At 43.1% G+C, this 15,208-nt stretch carries 14 protein-coding genes; 6 read left to right on the forward strand and 8 right to left on the reverse strand.

Annotation, left to right across the window (positions count from 1 at the left end; all coding sequences use genetic code 11):
- Positions 1–22: 22 nt before the first annotated feature.
- From AC0KUT_RS13210 to AC0KUT_RS13235, 6 genes are all read right to left on the reverse strand, one after another.
- Positions 23–1,549, reverse strand: a complete 1,527-nt coding sequence (locus AC0KUT_RS13210) for a sensor histidine kinase (protein ID WP_488830574.1) — start codon at positions 1,547–1,549, stop codon at positions 23–25.
- Positions 1,542–1,769 (reverse strand): histidine kinase, encoded by a 228-nt coding sequence (locus AC0KUT_RS13215; protein WP_488830576.1) that lies wholly within the window; start codon positions 1,767–1,769, stop codon positions 1,542–1,544. Before AC0KUT_RS13215 ends, AC0KUT_RS13210 begins: the two co-directional genes overlap by 8 nt.
- A gap of 20 nt (positions 1,770–1,789) precedes the next feature.
- Positions 1,790–3,112, reverse strand: a complete 1,323-nt coding sequence (locus AC0KUT_RS13220) for a sigma-54-dependent transcriptional regulator (protein ID WP_488830578.1) — start codon at positions 3,110–3,112, stop codon at positions 1,790–1,792.
- 317 nt (positions 3,113–3,429) lie between these two features.
- The gene (locus AC0KUT_RS13225) at positions 3,430–3,888 is read right to left on the reverse strand and encodes a hypothetical protein (RefSeq protein ID WP_488830580.1); all 459 of its coding nucleotides are present in this window, start codon (positions 3,886–3,888) and stop codon (positions 3,430–3,432) included.
- 10 nt (positions 3,889–3,898) lie between these two features.
- Complete coding sequence (locus AC0KUT_RS13230) at positions 3,899–4,192, reverse strand: hypothetical protein (protein WP_488830582.1); 294 nt, start codon at positions 4,190–4,192, stop codon at positions 3,899–3,901.
- Positions 4,193–4,256: 64 nt separating this feature from the next.
- Positions 4,257–4,418 (reverse strand): DUF1328 domain-containing protein, encoded by a 162-nt coding sequence (locus AC0KUT_RS13235; protein ID WP_488830584.1) that lies wholly within the window; start codon positions 4,416–4,418, stop codon positions 4,257–4,259.
- 707 nt (positions 4,419–5,125) lie between these two features.
- On the opposite strand from AC0KUT_RS13235, the gene AC0KUT_RS13240 reads away from it, so the two are divergent.
- From AC0KUT_RS13240 to AC0KUT_RS13265, 6 genes are all read left to right on the forward strand, one after another.
- The gene (locus AC0KUT_RS13240) at positions 5,126–5,800 is read left to right on the forward strand and encodes a BON domain-containing protein (protein ID WP_488830585.1); all 675 of its coding nucleotides are present in this window, start codon (positions 5,126–5,128) and stop codon (positions 5,798–5,800) included.
- Positions 5,801–5,992: 192 nt separating this feature from the next.
- Positions 5,993–7,072: a PhoH family protein gene (locus AC0KUT_RS13245; protein WP_488830587.1), complete on the forward strand. Its 1,080-nt coding sequence runs from the start codon at positions 5,993–5,995 to the stop codon at positions 7,070–7,072.
- A gap of 14 nt (positions 7,073–7,086) precedes the next feature.
- The gene (gene ybeY, locus AC0KUT_RS13250) at positions 7,087–7,548 is read left to right on the forward strand and encodes an rRNA maturation RNase YbeY (protein WP_488830590.1); all 462 of its coding nucleotides are present in this window, start codon (positions 7,087–7,089) and stop codon (positions 7,546–7,548) included.
- A gap of 81 nt (positions 7,549–7,629) precedes the next feature.
- Positions 7,630–8,487 carry a CorC family transporter gene (locus AC0KUT_RS13255; RefSeq protein ID WP_488830592.1) on the forward strand — a complete coding sequence of 286 codons (858 nt, stop codon included), beginning with the start codon at positions 7,630–7,632 and terminating at the stop codon, positions 8,485–8,487.
- Positions 8,488–8,605: 118 nt separating this feature from the next.
- Positions 8,606–10,192, forward strand: coding sequence for an apolipoprotein N-acyltransferase (gene lnt, locus AC0KUT_RS13260; RefSeq protein ID WP_488830594.1), 1,587 nt, complete (start codon positions 8,606–8,608; stop codon positions 10,190–10,192).
- A gap of 37 nt (positions 10,193–10,229) precedes the next feature.
- Positions 10,230–10,733 (forward strand): methylated-DNA--[protein]-cysteine S-methyltransferase, encoded by a 504-nt coding sequence (locus AC0KUT_RS13265; protein WP_488830595.1) that lies wholly within the window; start codon positions 10,230–10,232, stop codon positions 10,731–10,733.
- A 36-nt stretch (positions 10,734–10,769) separates the two neighbouring features.
- On the opposite strand, the gene AC0KUT_RS13270 is transcribed toward AC0KUT_RS13265, so the two are convergent.
- Positions 10,770–13,082 carry a sensor histidine kinase gene (locus tag AC0KUT_RS13270; protein WP_488830597.1) on the reverse strand — a complete coding sequence of 771 codons (2,313 nt, stop codon included), beginning with the start codon at positions 13,080–13,082 and terminating at the stop codon, positions 10,770–10,772.
- Positions 13,083–13,449: 367 nt separating this feature from the next.
- Positions 13,450–15,207: a sugar phosphorylase gene (locus AC0KUT_RS13275; RefSeq protein WP_488830599.1), complete on the reverse strand. Its 1,758-nt coding sequence runs from the start codon at positions 15,205–15,207 to the stop codon at positions 13,450–13,452.
- Position 15,208: the final 1 nt, after the last annotated feature.

Here is a 15,208-nt window from a genome sequence, read left to right on the forward strand (position 1 = left end):
CATCCTTAAAGTAATAAGACCGCTAAGAAAGGTCTGCATTTACATCCATCAAGGGATCAATCAATTTTTGAGTTAGTGGAAGATAAATAATGAATACCGTACCCACATCTGGCTCGCTTTCCGCCCTAATCGTACCACCGTGGCGCTCAATAATTTTACGGCATAACGCCAAACCTATACCGGTTCCAGTATATACATCTCGGCCATGCAAGCGCTGAAACAAACTAAATATTCTCTCTGCATACTGCGGTTCAAATCCTATCCCTTGATCAGCAACACGCAAACAACACCACAACCGATCATCATCAGATAAGGGCGACGATATATTCACTTCACTGGTCACGGTAACGACAGGTGGTGCATCAACTCGGCGAAACTTTAAACTGTTTGCAATCAAATTCATAAACACCTGTGACATTTGTGAAGCATCCGCCTCTACATTAGGTAATGGCTCGATATATACTCGAGCCTTAGCATCCTCAATAGCATAATCAAGATCATCTAATACCCCGTCCATCACACTATTAAGATCGACATTCACAAAAGGATTTTGTTGCGTGGTAACGCGTGAAAAACTCAACAAATCATCAATAAGCGCTGACATGCGCCCTGAGGCTGCCTGCATACGAGCAACGTAATCTGCGCCACTCTCACCTAATTCAGCGGAAAATTTTTGCTGTAATCTATCGCCAAAAGCACGAATTTTACGAAGTGGTTCCTGCAAATCATGTGAAGCCACAAATGCAAAGTCTTCCAGCTCCTTATTGCTGCGCTGCAGCTCCTCAGAATACTGCAATAGTGCCTGAGTACGAGCGCTAACCTTCTCTTCCAAGAGCGCATTAGCCGATGCCAACTGAGCATTTAATTCCGCCACCCGAGAGGCATTTCTATACCAGATATAAAAAACACCTAAAGACAATACCAACCCGATCCCATTAGCAAATAATAATGCCACAATAATAAATTGCCTATTTTTTGCAGCCTCAGATTTATTCTTTTTAAGAAGTTTAAATTCATCATTTTCCATTTCAACAATCAACTGTGAAATGGCGCGCATCAACTCAATTCCCTCATCTGTTTTAACCTGACGAATTGCCGTGCGAATTTTATCTCTGTCAGTTAATTTAACAATTCGTTGCATATGTTCAATTTTGCTACGCACATAAATATAGAGAGACTCAAAACGAACTTTTTGATAGGGTAACTCAGTGGAGGACTCACTGAGTCGCTCCAATAAGCGATCGACCACAGCCAATGTTTTATGATAAGGCTCTAAATACTCAGGATCCTGAGTTAATAGATAACCCCGCTGACTAGACTCTGCAGCCGATAGCTCTCTATCGAGATCTTTTATTAGATTAATGGTTTGCAGTGTATTATTGATACTGGCATTGTTACTCGTAATTACCGAGATAGATCTATAAGTAAGTACTGAACTAATCGCAAAAAAAGTTATTGCGGCAACTAGAGCCATAATCCACACAGAATCAGGAAGTTTACTCAGCATCTTTCGATAAAAGACTATACTACCCAGCAAGAACTTACTCACTAGCCCCACCCTCTTTATCATCTAATGAAATTTTATTACCGAATGCATCAATTACATTACTGCATAGACGACACTCGGCTAAAATAGCCTCGAAGATGCTGATTGCTTTATGAATATCCCCCGTTCGCTCTAATGTTAATTTTCCTAATTCAGCATTTATCGAAATGGTGTTAAGTGGATTACGCACATCATGTATAAAACGATTTTTATCATCTCGCATATTCAGCACCATTAACCCTATTAGTGAATATCTTCGTAGCTATTAATCCGGTTATATAGCGTCTTTAAACTAATACCTAACATATCAGCTGCCTGTTTTTTATCTCCCTCCACATGCTCAAGCGTTGACTTAATCAATTCTCGCTCGACATCCTCCACAGTTCGACCAACACTAATACCCACCGCAGTATTAATAGAAACTTTTGAAAATGGGGATGACATGTTTTCAGGCAAACTTAATAATTTAAGACTCTGATCGGCCATGATATAGGAGCGATGAATAACATGACGTAACTCACGTACATTGCCAGGCCAATCATACTCCATGATTTTCTTCATGGCGGCATCATCAACACCTATATCATTCGCATATTCATCATTGAAAAATGATAAGAAGTATTGCACCAACAATGGAATATCTTCTTTACGCTCGCGCAAGGGCGGGATATGGATAGGAAATACCGCCAATCTGAAATATAGATCCTCTCGCAGACAACCCTGCTCAGCAATATCTCGCTCAGCTCTATTAGTTGCAGACACTACACGGCAGTCAATATCCACCGTATTTGTTGCACCTACACGAACTATTTCTTTTGTCTCCAAAACACGCAATAAATTTGGCTGTAAATCTATTGGCATCTCCGTTATTTCATCTAAAAATAAAGTTCCATTATGCGCCTGCTCAAAGACACCAATTTTACGATGTACGGCTCCTGTAAAAGCACCTTTTTCATGACCAAACAACTCACTATTAATAAGCTCACGAGAAAATGCCCCGCAATTAGCGGCCACATAGTCACCACTTGGTTTACTCGCATAATGAATAGCAGCGGCTATCATTTCTTTGCCTACTCCACTTTCTCCAAACAACATAACATTTGCTTTGGTAGCAGCTACACGAGTAATCATTTCATAGAGCTTTTTCATGGAAGAGGACTCACCCACCAAACAATTAAAATGTAAATCTATTGTTGAGTCTTGAGGGGAAGCTACGCGCTTTTTATCTTCAAAAAGTGTCTCTAACTGCTGCAGGTCTATAGGTTTAATTAAATAACTAATATTTGAACCATACAGGTTTTTAACTATAGACTTTATGGATGGATGACCAGTTATTAGCGTAACTTTTACATTGCTGTCTGCTGGTATTTTTTCCAGCAAATGCAACCCGCTACCATCTGGTAAAATCAAATCTAATATCATGTGAGTGTATTTATGTTTATTAACTAATATACTCGCGCTAGCAACTGATTCAGCTGCGGTCACTCTATGTCCTAGCAATTGTAACAATTGTACAGTTGCATCTAAAAACCGTTTGTCGTCGTCGACCAATAAAACGTCAGCCACAATTCAACCCCTCTTGTTAGCTAGATAACATTAGGCCGATTCTAGACCAGTCGAGCATTAAAAAACACGCTAATCAGTAACTTAGCGAACTAATTCTCTTTTTAAGCTACCTACGGAAAAGGGGAAACCTTAACAATGCCAAAGGGGAAAACGGCCAATGATGAGATTTTAAGCAAGATGAAGTCACAATGAGTCGAGATAATATACCCGCAGCAAAAGGTACTAATACGAATGTGATTAAACAAGAGCTAAAACTCCTAGCCTCTACTCTTGCGCCCCACATTTGCTGCAACAAAATCTTCTGCCTTACGAGATGATCATTCTTTAGTTCTACTTTGGCTGCTAAGTTCATTTTTTACACTCCGCACAAAGTCATCAACTTGGGCACGCGTATAAGGTAGCGTCATGCGTGTACGATAACGCACAAAAAGCCAACGACATATTAACAATAACAATACTTGCAGTAAGGAGAACACCAAAACACTAAGACCAATCTGCGCACTAGCTGCATACACGAACCATGCAAATAGTACCGAGAGAGAACACCACGTAAGCAGCGCTATCGGCATCATCATTAACCAAAGCATCATTAATTTTGGTAAGGTCTGCAAAGCCAATAACAGCTCTGCGCGCGCGAGGTCTACTATACTGCCCATAACACAGGTAATTTGTTCTCCGAGCAAAAGTGTTTTTTCAAAATCCATTCCAGATTGCTGGTCATCCTCCTGAGGCGCTGCCGCCTCAGGAGAATTGCTCGCCAGATCATGTGTTTTCATGATCGGCCCCTTAGTTACGACGCTGTAGCAGATATGAAGCTAACCAACCTGCAGCAAATGCAACACCAACAGTGATCAACGGTTTTGCTCTTAGCGCCTCTTCCGCCCTCTCCTCAAGCTCTAAAGCGCGCACCTTCCCATCATCAATATGTACTTTAGCTTTCGCTGCCGTAGCATTTCCAATTGATCCAACCGCATCATAGATATTCGATGTTGCATCTTTAAACTGCGACACAGCTTCCGCCACAGTAAGATTGCTTACTTTTTCATCTGCAGTATGTTTTTCTGATTTTTGAGTATTCATTTTTAACCTCACAATTATTAATTAAGTTATTGCATATAGTTACAAAGCCAACCTTAATACGTAGTTACATTCTTCGCCGACCAAATATCAATGAAACAATAAATAGCACAAGAAATACGAAAAATAGTATTTGTGCGATTCCCGTTGCGGCACCGGCTATACCACCAAAACCAAATAGCGCAGCAACGATAGCGACAATAAAAAAAATGATAGAGTAATAAAGCATGGCACACTCCTTTTAATGGGTTCAATAAGTTACTTACAATGAACGTGCCAACTCATTTACTTCAAAAAAAACACTCGTTAAGCTTATTTTCTAGCCATAAATCCATAAAGAATATGGCTTTTAGTAAAAAAATTAATATGGCAACACCGAAATCATGTAAGAAATTCAATAAATTGAATTTCTTACATGAAAGCCTCAATTCACACTAGATGTTTATATATTTAATGCGCCCATCCTTAATTACTAGACTTTAGAAAAACAATCCCCCCTATCTGTATTAGCGCCCCAAAAAACTCCGCTCAGTCAACAATGCCCAATGATGATAGAAAAATCATGAGGCACTTTTTTTAGCCCGCGCGCTGACTGCACCTTAAATTTAACAAGAAAGTCAGGCTCGACAAAAAAATTACGCTTTCTATCGAGCTATTTATTAAAAATTTAACTCTTACATTCTTTCAAGCCGCTTAATTAAACATCCAATAAAAAATATTATCCTATTTACATTTTTTGTAAAAATTCCAACGATTCTTAGTCGCTATTAATTTATCAGCGCCTTCACATGCTGCATGAGAATTTAATTAATCAATAAACTCAAAGACTTAGAGAAAATCCTTATGGTTGGCATGAAATACGCAGTAGCAAAATCATGCGTACATCAATCAAAACGCATGCATTTTTACCCAAAGAAATATTCAAAGGAGCACATCATGAAAAAGAAACTATTAAATTCACTTATATTCAGCGTTAGCTCTCTCGCATTGGCTGCATCATTATCAGTAAATGCTGGCGACAATTCATCCGCACCAAATAAAAGTTATGAAGACAAAAAAACAGCTTCGGAGTTCTGGGCTGACTTCAAGCAAGATAGTCAACAAACATGGAAAGACAGCAAGGAAGCATTTAAAGATGGATGGATCGAGAGTAAGCTTGAAACTGCGTTAATTCTTAACAAACATCTAAATCCTTTTAAGATCGATATTCGCGTTGATAACAACGTCGCCACACTACAGGGCGAAGTAAATTCTGATATTGACAGTGAGCTCGCTGAAAATATTGCGTTAGGGGTAGAAGGAATTGACTCAGTAAACAACAAGATTAAAGTCGTCCAAAAGCCCACTATGACTGCAAATAAGCCCGATCCCAAAAGACGCAGTTTTGCACAATACGTTGCGGATGCATCCACGACTGCGGCAATAAAAACCGAGCTGCTAGCGTCTAAGAATATAAAAGGCCTTGCGATTGACGTAGACACGCACAATGACACAGTAACTTTATCGGGCGAAGTCAAATCCCAAGAGGAAAAAGCACTTGTTCAAGCTATAACCGCCAAACACGATGACGTGAAAAGTGTGGTGAATAACCTTCAAGTAAAGTCTTCATAATTGAATCATGGTATTTTTCGGGGCGCTAGTCGCCCCATCCACCACAAAAAACATCAATAAATACAATAAGTTAAATGAAAATAGCTTATTCCGTTCAGTGCCGTTACCCACTGAACTGCAATTTAGGCTTTATCCCTCTCGCCGAATGGTTTAGTCTTAGTTTTCATTATGTAATATGAGCTCACTAATCTCTTGAACACCCAAGTTACCCCCCCTCTAGAAACCGTCACCCAGCAACTCACGCTGGAACCCAGTGATAGCCGTCGCCTTGCCAATCTCTGCGGCCTTTTAGGTTCGCATCTACGCCAAATCGAAGAGCGTATGGAAATAGAAATCCGCAATCGCGGTGATCTGTTCATGCTGAGCGGCCCCTCTGATCGTGTGCGCACCGCCGCTGAGCTGCTACGCAACCTCTACGCGATTACCGAACAAGACGACCTTACCCCCGATGAAGTGCACCTCGCACTGCAAACCTCTGGTATTGAACAACTTATGGAACAATTAAATAAGGCCGATGGCCAAGCGCAACACAACAGCGACAAGCCCGAGGGCGTATATGCCGCCCCCAAAGACACAAACCTAGAAGGTGGTGTAGCCTTAATTCGAACTAAAAAGTGTACGATTAAACCGCGCGGCCTTAATCAACAGCAGTATGTAAAACAAGTTCAAAAGAACGATATTAATTTTGGCATTGGCCCCGCCGGTACCGGTAAAACCTATTTAGCCGTAGCCTGTGCGGTAGAAGCATTGCTCAAAAATGAGATTGAGCGCATTCTGCTGGTGCGCCCAGCGGTAGAAGCAGGGGAAAAGCTCGGCTTTTTACCTGGCGACTTAGCGCAAAAAGTCGATCCCTATTTGCGCCCTCTCTACGATGCATTATTTGAAATGTTAGGCTTCGATACTGTTGGCAAGTTAATGGAGCGCGGCGTTATTGAAGTCGCCCCACTCGCCTTTATGCGCGGCCGCACCCTGAATAACAGTTTTGTTATTTTGGATGAAAGCCAAAACACCACCCGCGAACAAATGAAAATGTTCCTAACGCGTATTGGTTTTGGCACTACAGCCGTCATTACCGGCGACCCGACTCAGGTAGACTTGCCGCGCGGCATGGCCTCAGGCTTGCGCCACGCCATTGAAGTATTAGAAGGCGTGAATGGCATTAGCTTCACTCACTTTACCTCCAAAGATGTGGTGCGCCACCCCATAGTGCAACGTATCGTCGAAGCCTACGAAGCATTTGAGCAACAACACCCTAAGCCCGACCAGCACTAAGGCAACACCCAAAAATGACCTTCCAAATAGACATAGAGAGCAATAGCCAAAGCTTGCAGATTCCGGCTGTGGTTGATATAGAGCGCTGGATTAGCGCGGCTCTCAACTCACAACAGCTATCCCAAGCCGAAGTCAGCGTTTATATCGTTGATAACGATGAAAGCCAGACCCTAAACGCCCAATATCGCGGTCAAGACAAGCCCACCAACGTATTGTCATTTCCTGCTGACTTGCCAGAAGAAGTCGATATACCCCTCTTGGGTGACTTAGTGGTCTGCGCCCCCGTAGTAGAGCGCGAAGCGGCAGAACAGGGCAAAAGCCTCGCTGCCCATTGGGCGCACATGCTCGTGCACGGCAGCTTGCATTTGTTAGGTTACGACCATATCGATGATGGCGAGGCTGAAGTGATGGAAGCCTTAGAAACGGCGATCATTGTCGATTTAGGTTTTCCCGCACCTTACAGCGAAACCAACTAGACTCTTACACAAACATTTTCACCAAAACACTTTATTCTTTCATTTAGTAAAAATAACGAAGAAACCCTTAGGAAAAATATCATGTCGGACGACTATCCCAGTAGCACCTCAACCGAAAAACCAGAACGCTCTTGGTTGGACAAACTACTGCACAGCTTTAGCACCGAACCTAAATCACGCGATGAGCTGCTTGAAATTATTAAAGACGCCGCCGACAATCACCTGCTCGACCCCGAAGCGCTCAGCATCATCGAAGGCGCTATGGATGTATCAACACTCCACGCCCGCGAGATCATGGTATCGCGCTCACAAATCGTCGCTCTGCGCATAGATGCGAGCATTCAAGAAACCCTGGAACAAGTAATGAGTTCTGGGCACTCCCGCTATCCCGTGATAGGTGAAAATCTCGACGATGTACGCGGTATTCTGCTCGCCAAAGATCTACTACCGCTCGCCCTTAACGGCACCGAGAATTTCAATTTGGAAAGCGTACTGCGCCCCGCCAACATAGTGCCCGAAGGCAAGCGCGTAAATGTGCTCTTGCGTGAGTTCCGCGAAGACCGCTACCACATGGCATTGATCATGGACGAGTACGGCGGTATTTCTGGCCTGCTTACCATCGAAGATATTTTAGAAGAAATTGTAGGCGAAATTGAAGACGAGACTGACGAGGAGGAAGAAACCTCGGACTCTATCAAACGCGTGAGTGAAACAGATTTTATTATTAAAGCCCTCACCCATATCGATGATTTCAACACCTATTTTAAAACAGAATTTAGTGACGAAGATTTCGACACTATCGGCGGTATACTCATGCAAGAATTTGGGCACTTACCCAAACGCAATGAAGTCGCCCACATTAATAATTTGCAATTCCGTGTGCTCTACGCTGACAATCGTCAAATACATTTGTTACGTTTAACCATATTGGAAGAATAAGCAATAAAGCACACATTTTTGCCTAATCGCGCTTAGAAAAATCCCGCCCCTTGGCGGGATTTTTCTAAGCGCGATTAGGCAAAAAATGCATTTACTTCACCACTAGAATATAACACTCATGGAAAACACCACCAATACCACAGCTCCACTCCAGCTCCCCCAAGGGCTAGCACTGATTTTAGTGACTTTAGCTGGCGCATTCATACCCTTGAGTTTCGCCCCCTTCAATATTTGGCCGCTTGCGATTGTTGCCATCGCCTTATTTGCAAGCCTCATCAAAGCACAAAAACTAAAAACCGTTTTTTGCTACAGCTGGTTATTTGGCACAGGACTATTTGCAGCAGGTGTGCATTGGATCTTTGTAAGCATTCATAATTTTGGCGGTGCCACTGCCCTGCTCGCAGGCGCTATGGTGCTGATATTTGCCATTTTTATGGGTTTAATATTCGCACTACCCTTTTATATTTTCGGGCGCTGGTTCAGTCGTCATATGCTCGCACTCTTCGTCGCATTACCAGCATGTTGGCTACTGGGCGAATGGATGCGAACGTGGTTTCTCACCGGCTTTCCGTGGTTATTTGTTGGTTATGCACACATTGATACATGGCTCGCAGGCTGGGCGCCTGTGATAGGTGTAATAGGCACAGGTTTAATTCCCGTACTGAGCGGATGTTTAATCGCCGAATTATATTTTCACTGGAAACAAACATCTGTACAAAAAATGTCGCGGTCTCTCATCATTGCTAGCTTTATTACGGCGAGCCTTTGGGGTACAGGCGCATTATTAAAAACGATCACCTGGGCGCTGCCCAGCGAACACGCTATTAGCGTCGGGCTCGTGCAACCTAATTTAGATCAAAGTGTAAAGCTCAGCTGGCACAAAGAGTCCGTTGTTGCAGCACTGGACCAACTGCGCGACATGAGCGAAGAACTTTGGGGGAATGACTGGGTTGTTTGGCCTGAGGCCGCCATTCCCGCGGAGCTAACCTATCACAAAGCTCTGCCCTTTTTAGAGGAAATGAACACCAAGGCAGCACAAACCCACACCGCTTTATTTACCGGCGTACTATTTGATGAGGCGCCATCGGCAAGTAACGGTTTAGAAAAAATCAATTACTACAATTCCATTGCCGGCCTCGGAGAAGGTTTAGGATTTTATCACAAACGGCGCATGGTACCTTTTGGCGAATATGTGCCCTTCGAAAAATATTTACGCGATACAATTGAGTTTTTTAATTTGCCAACGTCTTACATCAGCATTGGCCCTCAAGACCAGCACGGCCTTATCGCCAACGGTATTCGCATCAACCCAGTAGTCTGCTATGAAATTGCCTTTCCCGATCTGGTCGCCCAGAGCGCAAAGAGTTCGCAGGTGCTATTGAGTGTGAATAACCTTGGATGGTTTTTAGATTCCATTCAATCCAAGCAATTTTTGCAAATGACCCAAATGCGCGCACTGGAAACGGGCCGCTATTTAATCTACAGCACCAATAATGGCCCCAGTGCCTTTATTGATAATCACGGAAAAATCGTCAACCAAAGTCACGCCTTCACCACTGAAACCTTTAGTGGGAAAATTTACCCAGTGAAAGATTGGACGCCCTTTATGATGATTGGCAGTTGGCCGCTAGCACTCCTTGCACTATTGAGCTTGCTCGGCCTCTATGCTTCACAAAAGCTTAACCCGATAAAACAAGATACGTAATAGCGCCTAAGCGCCCTTTATAGTGAAAGGAAAAAACATGGCCATTCATTTTTCACGTGCAACTTCTTTACTTAATGAGGTCTTAGTTGCACACAGCGAGCAAGGAATATGCGCTATTTTATTGGGGGACACTAGGCAGTCTGTAGAAGCCGAATTGAAAGCCAGTTTCCCAGCGAAAACACTGATAGAGTCCAAACCTTGCGATTCATTAAAGCAAATTATTGACTATATTGCGCAACCCAAGCAATCACTGAAATTAGTCTTGGATATTCAAGGCACAGTGTTACAGCGACTGGTGTGGAGTGCTATTGCACAAATTCCTCTTGGTGAAACCGCAAGTTACAGTGACCTAGCAGTGCGCATCGGAAAACCCAACGCAGTGCGCGCACTCGCCTCTGCCTGTGCCGCCAACAAACTCGCCATTGCTATTCCTTGCCATAGGCTAATTCGCAAAGATGGTGGGCTCTCAGGTTACCGCTGGGGGTTATCGCGCAAAGCGACCTTACTCCAGCGCGAAGCAGCCGCCTTTAATAACCTTTAAATTGAAGAGGCCTAAAGCAGAAAAATTAACGAAAAATCAAACTATCGGAAACTCACAAAAAAAATTAGCACCCTGCCCTTCAACCGACAAAAAATCTATACGACCGTTCATGCGCTCAACTAATTCACGGGTAATTGCCAAGCCCAAACCTGTCCCGCCTTTTTGGCGCGTATCTGACGAATCAGCCTGCGAAAACTTTTGGAATATTTTGCCCCGAAACTCCAACGCAATGCCCGGCCCCTGATCTACAACTGAAATACGCAAGTAATTTTCTACAACAGCTAGCTCTACCCTCACTACGCCACCAGCAGGGGAAAACTTAATCGCATTCGACAATAAATTAGCAAGCACCTGCTGTAAGCGCTGTTTATCAACTAAGATGTTTTCTGGTCTAGCTTCCTCTTCAAAACACAAAAAAACGCCATACTGTTCTGCGTAGGCCTTATTACTTATAAGCGCTTGTTTAACCGAGGCCATAATATTTTGAGGCTGCACATCAAAATGCATTTCCCCTGCCACAAGCTTATCCATATCTAACAAATCATTTATCAAGTGGGTTAAACGCAAACTATTGGAAAAGGCTATATCTAAAAGCTGATGAATAGGCTGGGGGAAATCACCTAGCTTTCCGCTGCGCATAACCCCTAGCGATGCGCTAATTGAGGTTAAAGGCGTGCGCAATTCATGGCTTACAGTGGATACAAACTCATTCTTCACACGCTCTATACGCTTAGCTTCTGTAATATCTTGAAAAGTGCCATACACACGCTGACAAACACCATGCTTAAATTCTGGAACCCCAATCGTACGAACCCAGCGCTCATTACCTTTAAGGGTGACAATCACAAGTTCCTCATCAAAACCTATACCCTCTGATACCGCCTGATTAAAAACACGACTTATAGTATCGCGATACTCACCCTCTTTATAAAAATTTATAGCAGTTTCAATATCCGGTACATAATCCTCAGCAACCTCGTGCATTGATTTTGTAACCGAACTCCAATGTATACACAGGGGGTCAAAATCAACACTCCAGGTTCCAATCAATGCCACAGCATTTGAGCGCTCCATCAAGTCATAAGTATAGGCTAATTCCTTCTGAACCCGAGCATGAGCCCTATTGATTTCAGCCGCATTCACTAACTGCCCTACAACCGCACTCAAGGGTTGTAGAAAAACTTCATCCCCTTGCGTAAACCCTTTGTTATTTTCATTTTTTTGATCAGGCTGAAAATGCGCAATCTGCTTTTTAATAATCAATAAAAGTGCTACAAGCCGCCCCGAATAAAGAATGGGCAATGCCAATAAAGAGAGGTAGCCAGAGACTGCAGAACCCCCTATATCATCACCCGTCCCCAGATCAAATTCTGCACCATCAATTGCAGCCACACCATTAATAATGAGCGAAACTTTTTGTTCTACCGACCACTTAAAGCGCGCTTCTAGCAGCTGAAATAACCGTCCAGATTCAAGAAAACTTTTATAAAGAAATAGTTCATTAAAGGATAACAATTGACTCGCCACTGTATGATTCTTGAAATAAAGCTCGTTGGTTTTATCTGTATCTATCAGGCTGATCGAACCAAATTGGCCATCCGTTAACGCCAGTAATTTACTAATAAGGTTTTCATAAGCGACAAGCTCTTGGGTCTGATCAATAAACTCTGCTTGAGCACCGGCAATAATTTCATTAAGTGCCTGCTGGCGACTTAAATTTTTCCCTCGATCGCCCGCAATGACCCGCAAACGAACACTTTCATGCATATCGTGCTGCAGACGAATTGAACTCATAGCGACATAGATCATAAAAAAAGTGACCATGGCCGCCATGGCATAACCTGTTTGAGTATTCTCGAAGAGTAAATGGCAGGTGATAGGAAGCAAACTTGGAAAAATTAAAGCCATGGCCGATAGTTTATCCATCGCCAAGGAAGTTACCGCTGCCGCCGTAAGCCCCGCCAGCACAAAGGCAACAAAAAATTGATGTTCCGCATTAGCAGCAGGAAACAACCAAATACCAGAAGCGCCCCAGACTATACCTGTTGCAAGTACGCTAAGCCTAAATTTAATCAACAAACGGGCTAGCGGCAGGTCCAAAGAATGGCTCACATACTCGCGATAATGAAAAACTCTCAAAAGGAGTACGGAGCCCAATGACGCACCCCAAATCGCCAATACTTGATGGCTCACAACATCTAACTGCACATAAATTAATAGCAATGCCAGAAAAACATTACCCAATACAGCAATAGGAAAACCGCCATACAAGGACTTCGTTTGCTCCCGTTTTAGCAGCTGCTCCCATTTTTGCTGTGGTAATCGAGCATAGTCGCTAGATTGATTCATGAATTCTATTCCATTGATCAGCTATCAAAAAGCCGCATTTTTCGCTCTAAGCGTCAGCTCATTACCCAATAAGCTTGATTAAGATAAAAACCTAATGGGAGAATATTTTTTGGGAGCGGGCTCCCTTAAAGCGATCAGGCTTAGTGGGTTGTGACGCCTAAAATAGACTCATAGAGGGCCATAACTTCACATACAACAGAGGTGCACAACTGACTTGAGCATAGCTTCAAAAAGCTTTAGTAGCCAATGTGTGGTAACAACGGAGTTTAACGAAGAAAAATGCATAAGTGATCAGCAGCAGCCAATGCTTAGGCGCATCTCCCTAACACATCGGCTACTATATTTAACGCAGAAAAAACTCGTGAATTTAAGGCACCAAATAGTTTGTAATCCACACAGTTTGATAGGGTGCCAAATGCAATTGACCACTTGGCTCTACATATTGAAAGCCGCTGATCAAATCAAACCATTGTTCATTGCCAATTAAATTTATATCGGTCAAATTTATGGTTTGCGTGCGCGGGGTGACATTATTTAAGCAAAAGATACTTTGCTTTCGATCACTGCTCTGCCGCCAAAAAGCAAACACCTTGGTATCGAGGTGCATAATAAATTGGGTAGTATTGGGGTGAAATGCGGGCTGTTTGCGCCGAATAGCCAGCAGCCGCAACAACTCTTTAAATATTTGCTGATGGTGACTATCTGCATTCTCTAGCTGCTCTTCCAATTTTTCTTGCTGCCAAATATGGCGATTTATAGAACGAGCACGCCCTGTTTGCTCCACGCGAATATAATCATTTTCTGTGCCGAACAAACTGTGGATATAGATGGCCGGAATACCTTCCAATGCAAACATAATAGCGTGCGCACAAATAAAACGCTCCATTTGAAAACCATCTTCAGCGCGATCCATAGTGCCTTTAAGTGCACTGAAAAGGGCAATATTTAATTCGTAAGCCTTATCATTGCCCTCGTTATCGCGTCTATAAGAAACCTTTCCACCAAAACCTATAATAGTTTCCGCCAAATGATCACGCTCTTCATCGCTTACCAATCCATCGAGTGGGCGCAGACCTATGCCATCGTGCGAAGCAATAAAATTCAAATACGCAGTGCCTGCTTGTGAAGGCGGCATACTCATCATCCAGGTTTTTAAATGACGGCAATCACCACTTAAAAGTGTATAGAGCAATAGCGGCGGCAGTGAGAAATTATAAATAACATGCGCTTCATTGGCATTGCCAAAATAGGTTAAATTTTCGCGATTAGGTACATTAGTTTCAGTGATAACAACCGTATCTGGAGTATGGTGCTCAATCAGCGTACGCAGGAGCTTAATAATTTCATGGGTTTGTTGCAGGTGAATTGACGGAGTGCCCTCCTCTTTCCATAAAAAAGCGACTGCATCCATACGAAATATTTTTACGCCCCACTCAAGATAATGGCGAATAATATTGACAAACTCTTTGAGCACCTCGGGATTTTTAAAATTCAAATCCACTTGATCGGCGCTAAAGGTACACCACACATGGCGCGGGCCACCCAAGGTTTGATACTCTGTTAAGAGCGGTGAATTGCGCGGACGTACGACTGCGCTAAGATCGGCTGCAGGGTTCGCCTCCATAAAGTAATTTTTACCAGGATCTATACGTTTTTTAAAGTTTTCAAACCAACGGCTGCGACTCGACATGTGATTAATCACCAAGTCTGCCATGAGCTTGTAGTCCTTCGCTATAGCGCTAATATGATCCCACTCACCCAATGAAGGGTTAACAGTCAAGTAATCTATTACCGAAAAACCATCGTCGGAGCTATAGGGAAAGAAGGGTAATATGTGAACACCACTAAAGCTATCGCGCAGATGTTTATCTAAAAAGTGCTTCAAGGTCACCAAAGGCAATTCGCGTTCATTCACAATGCTATCACCATAGGTAATCAGCAATGTGTCTGACTCATCCCAGTGGTTACAATGGGTGCGCGGCACTTGGCAGGCCTCACTTAAACCCATCAAGGCAATTAAATCTGCTGCCAACTGCTCCTGATTTACATCGGGATAAATAAATAATAAATGCTCTTTTACACGGCGACTATGTTCCACTACGTGATCACTTGCGCTCATATTCATA

This window comes from Cellvibrio sp. 25HG11W-0, from assembly GCF_057815475.1.

Bases quoted from the DNA above. Each gene is read 5' to 3' on its own strand.
- AC0KUT_RS13270 (WP_488830597.1), bottom strand. From the start codon at position 13,082: ATGAATCAATCTAGCGACTATGCTCGATTACCACAGCAAAAATGGGAG.
- lnt (WP_488830594.1), top strand. From the start codon at position 8,606: ATGGAAAACACCACCAATACCACAGCTCCACTCCAGCTCCCCCAAGGG.
- AC0KUT_RS13230 (WP_488830582.1), bottom strand. From the start codon at position 4,192: ATGAATACTCAAAAATCAGAAAAACATACTGCAGATGAAAAAGTAAGC.
- AC0KUT_RS13225 (WP_488830580.1), bottom strand. From the start codon at position 3,888: ATGAAAACACATGATCTGGCGAGCAATTCTCCTGAGGCGGCAGCGCCT.
- AC0KUT_RS13255 (WP_488830592.1), top strand. From the start codon at position 7,630: ATGTCGGACGACTATCCCAGTAGCACCTCAACCGAAAAACCAGAACGC.
- AC0KUT_RS13235 (WP_488830584.1), bottom strand. From the start codon at position 4,418: ATGCTTTATTACTCTATCATTTTTTTTATTGTCGCTATCGTTGCTGCG.
- AC0KUT_RS13215 (WP_488830576.1), bottom strand. From the start codon at position 1,769: ATGCGAGATGATAAAAATCGTTTTATACATGATGTGCGTAATCCACTT.
- AC0KUT_RS13275 (WP_488830599.1), bottom strand. From the start codon at position 15,207: ATGAATATGAGCGCAAGTGATCACGTAGTGGAACATAGTCGCCGTGTA.
- ybeY (WP_488830590.1), top strand. From the start codon at position 7,087: ATGACCTTCCAAATAGACATAGAGAGCAATAGCCAAAGCTTGCAGATT.
- AC0KUT_RS13265 (WP_488830595.1), top strand. From the start codon at position 10,230: ATGGCCATTCATTTTTCACGTGCAACTTCTTTACTTAATGAGGTCTTA.
- AC0KUT_RS13240 (WP_488830585.1), top strand. From the start codon at position 5,126: ATGAAAAAGAAACTATTAAATTCACTTATATTCAGCGTTAGCTCTCTC.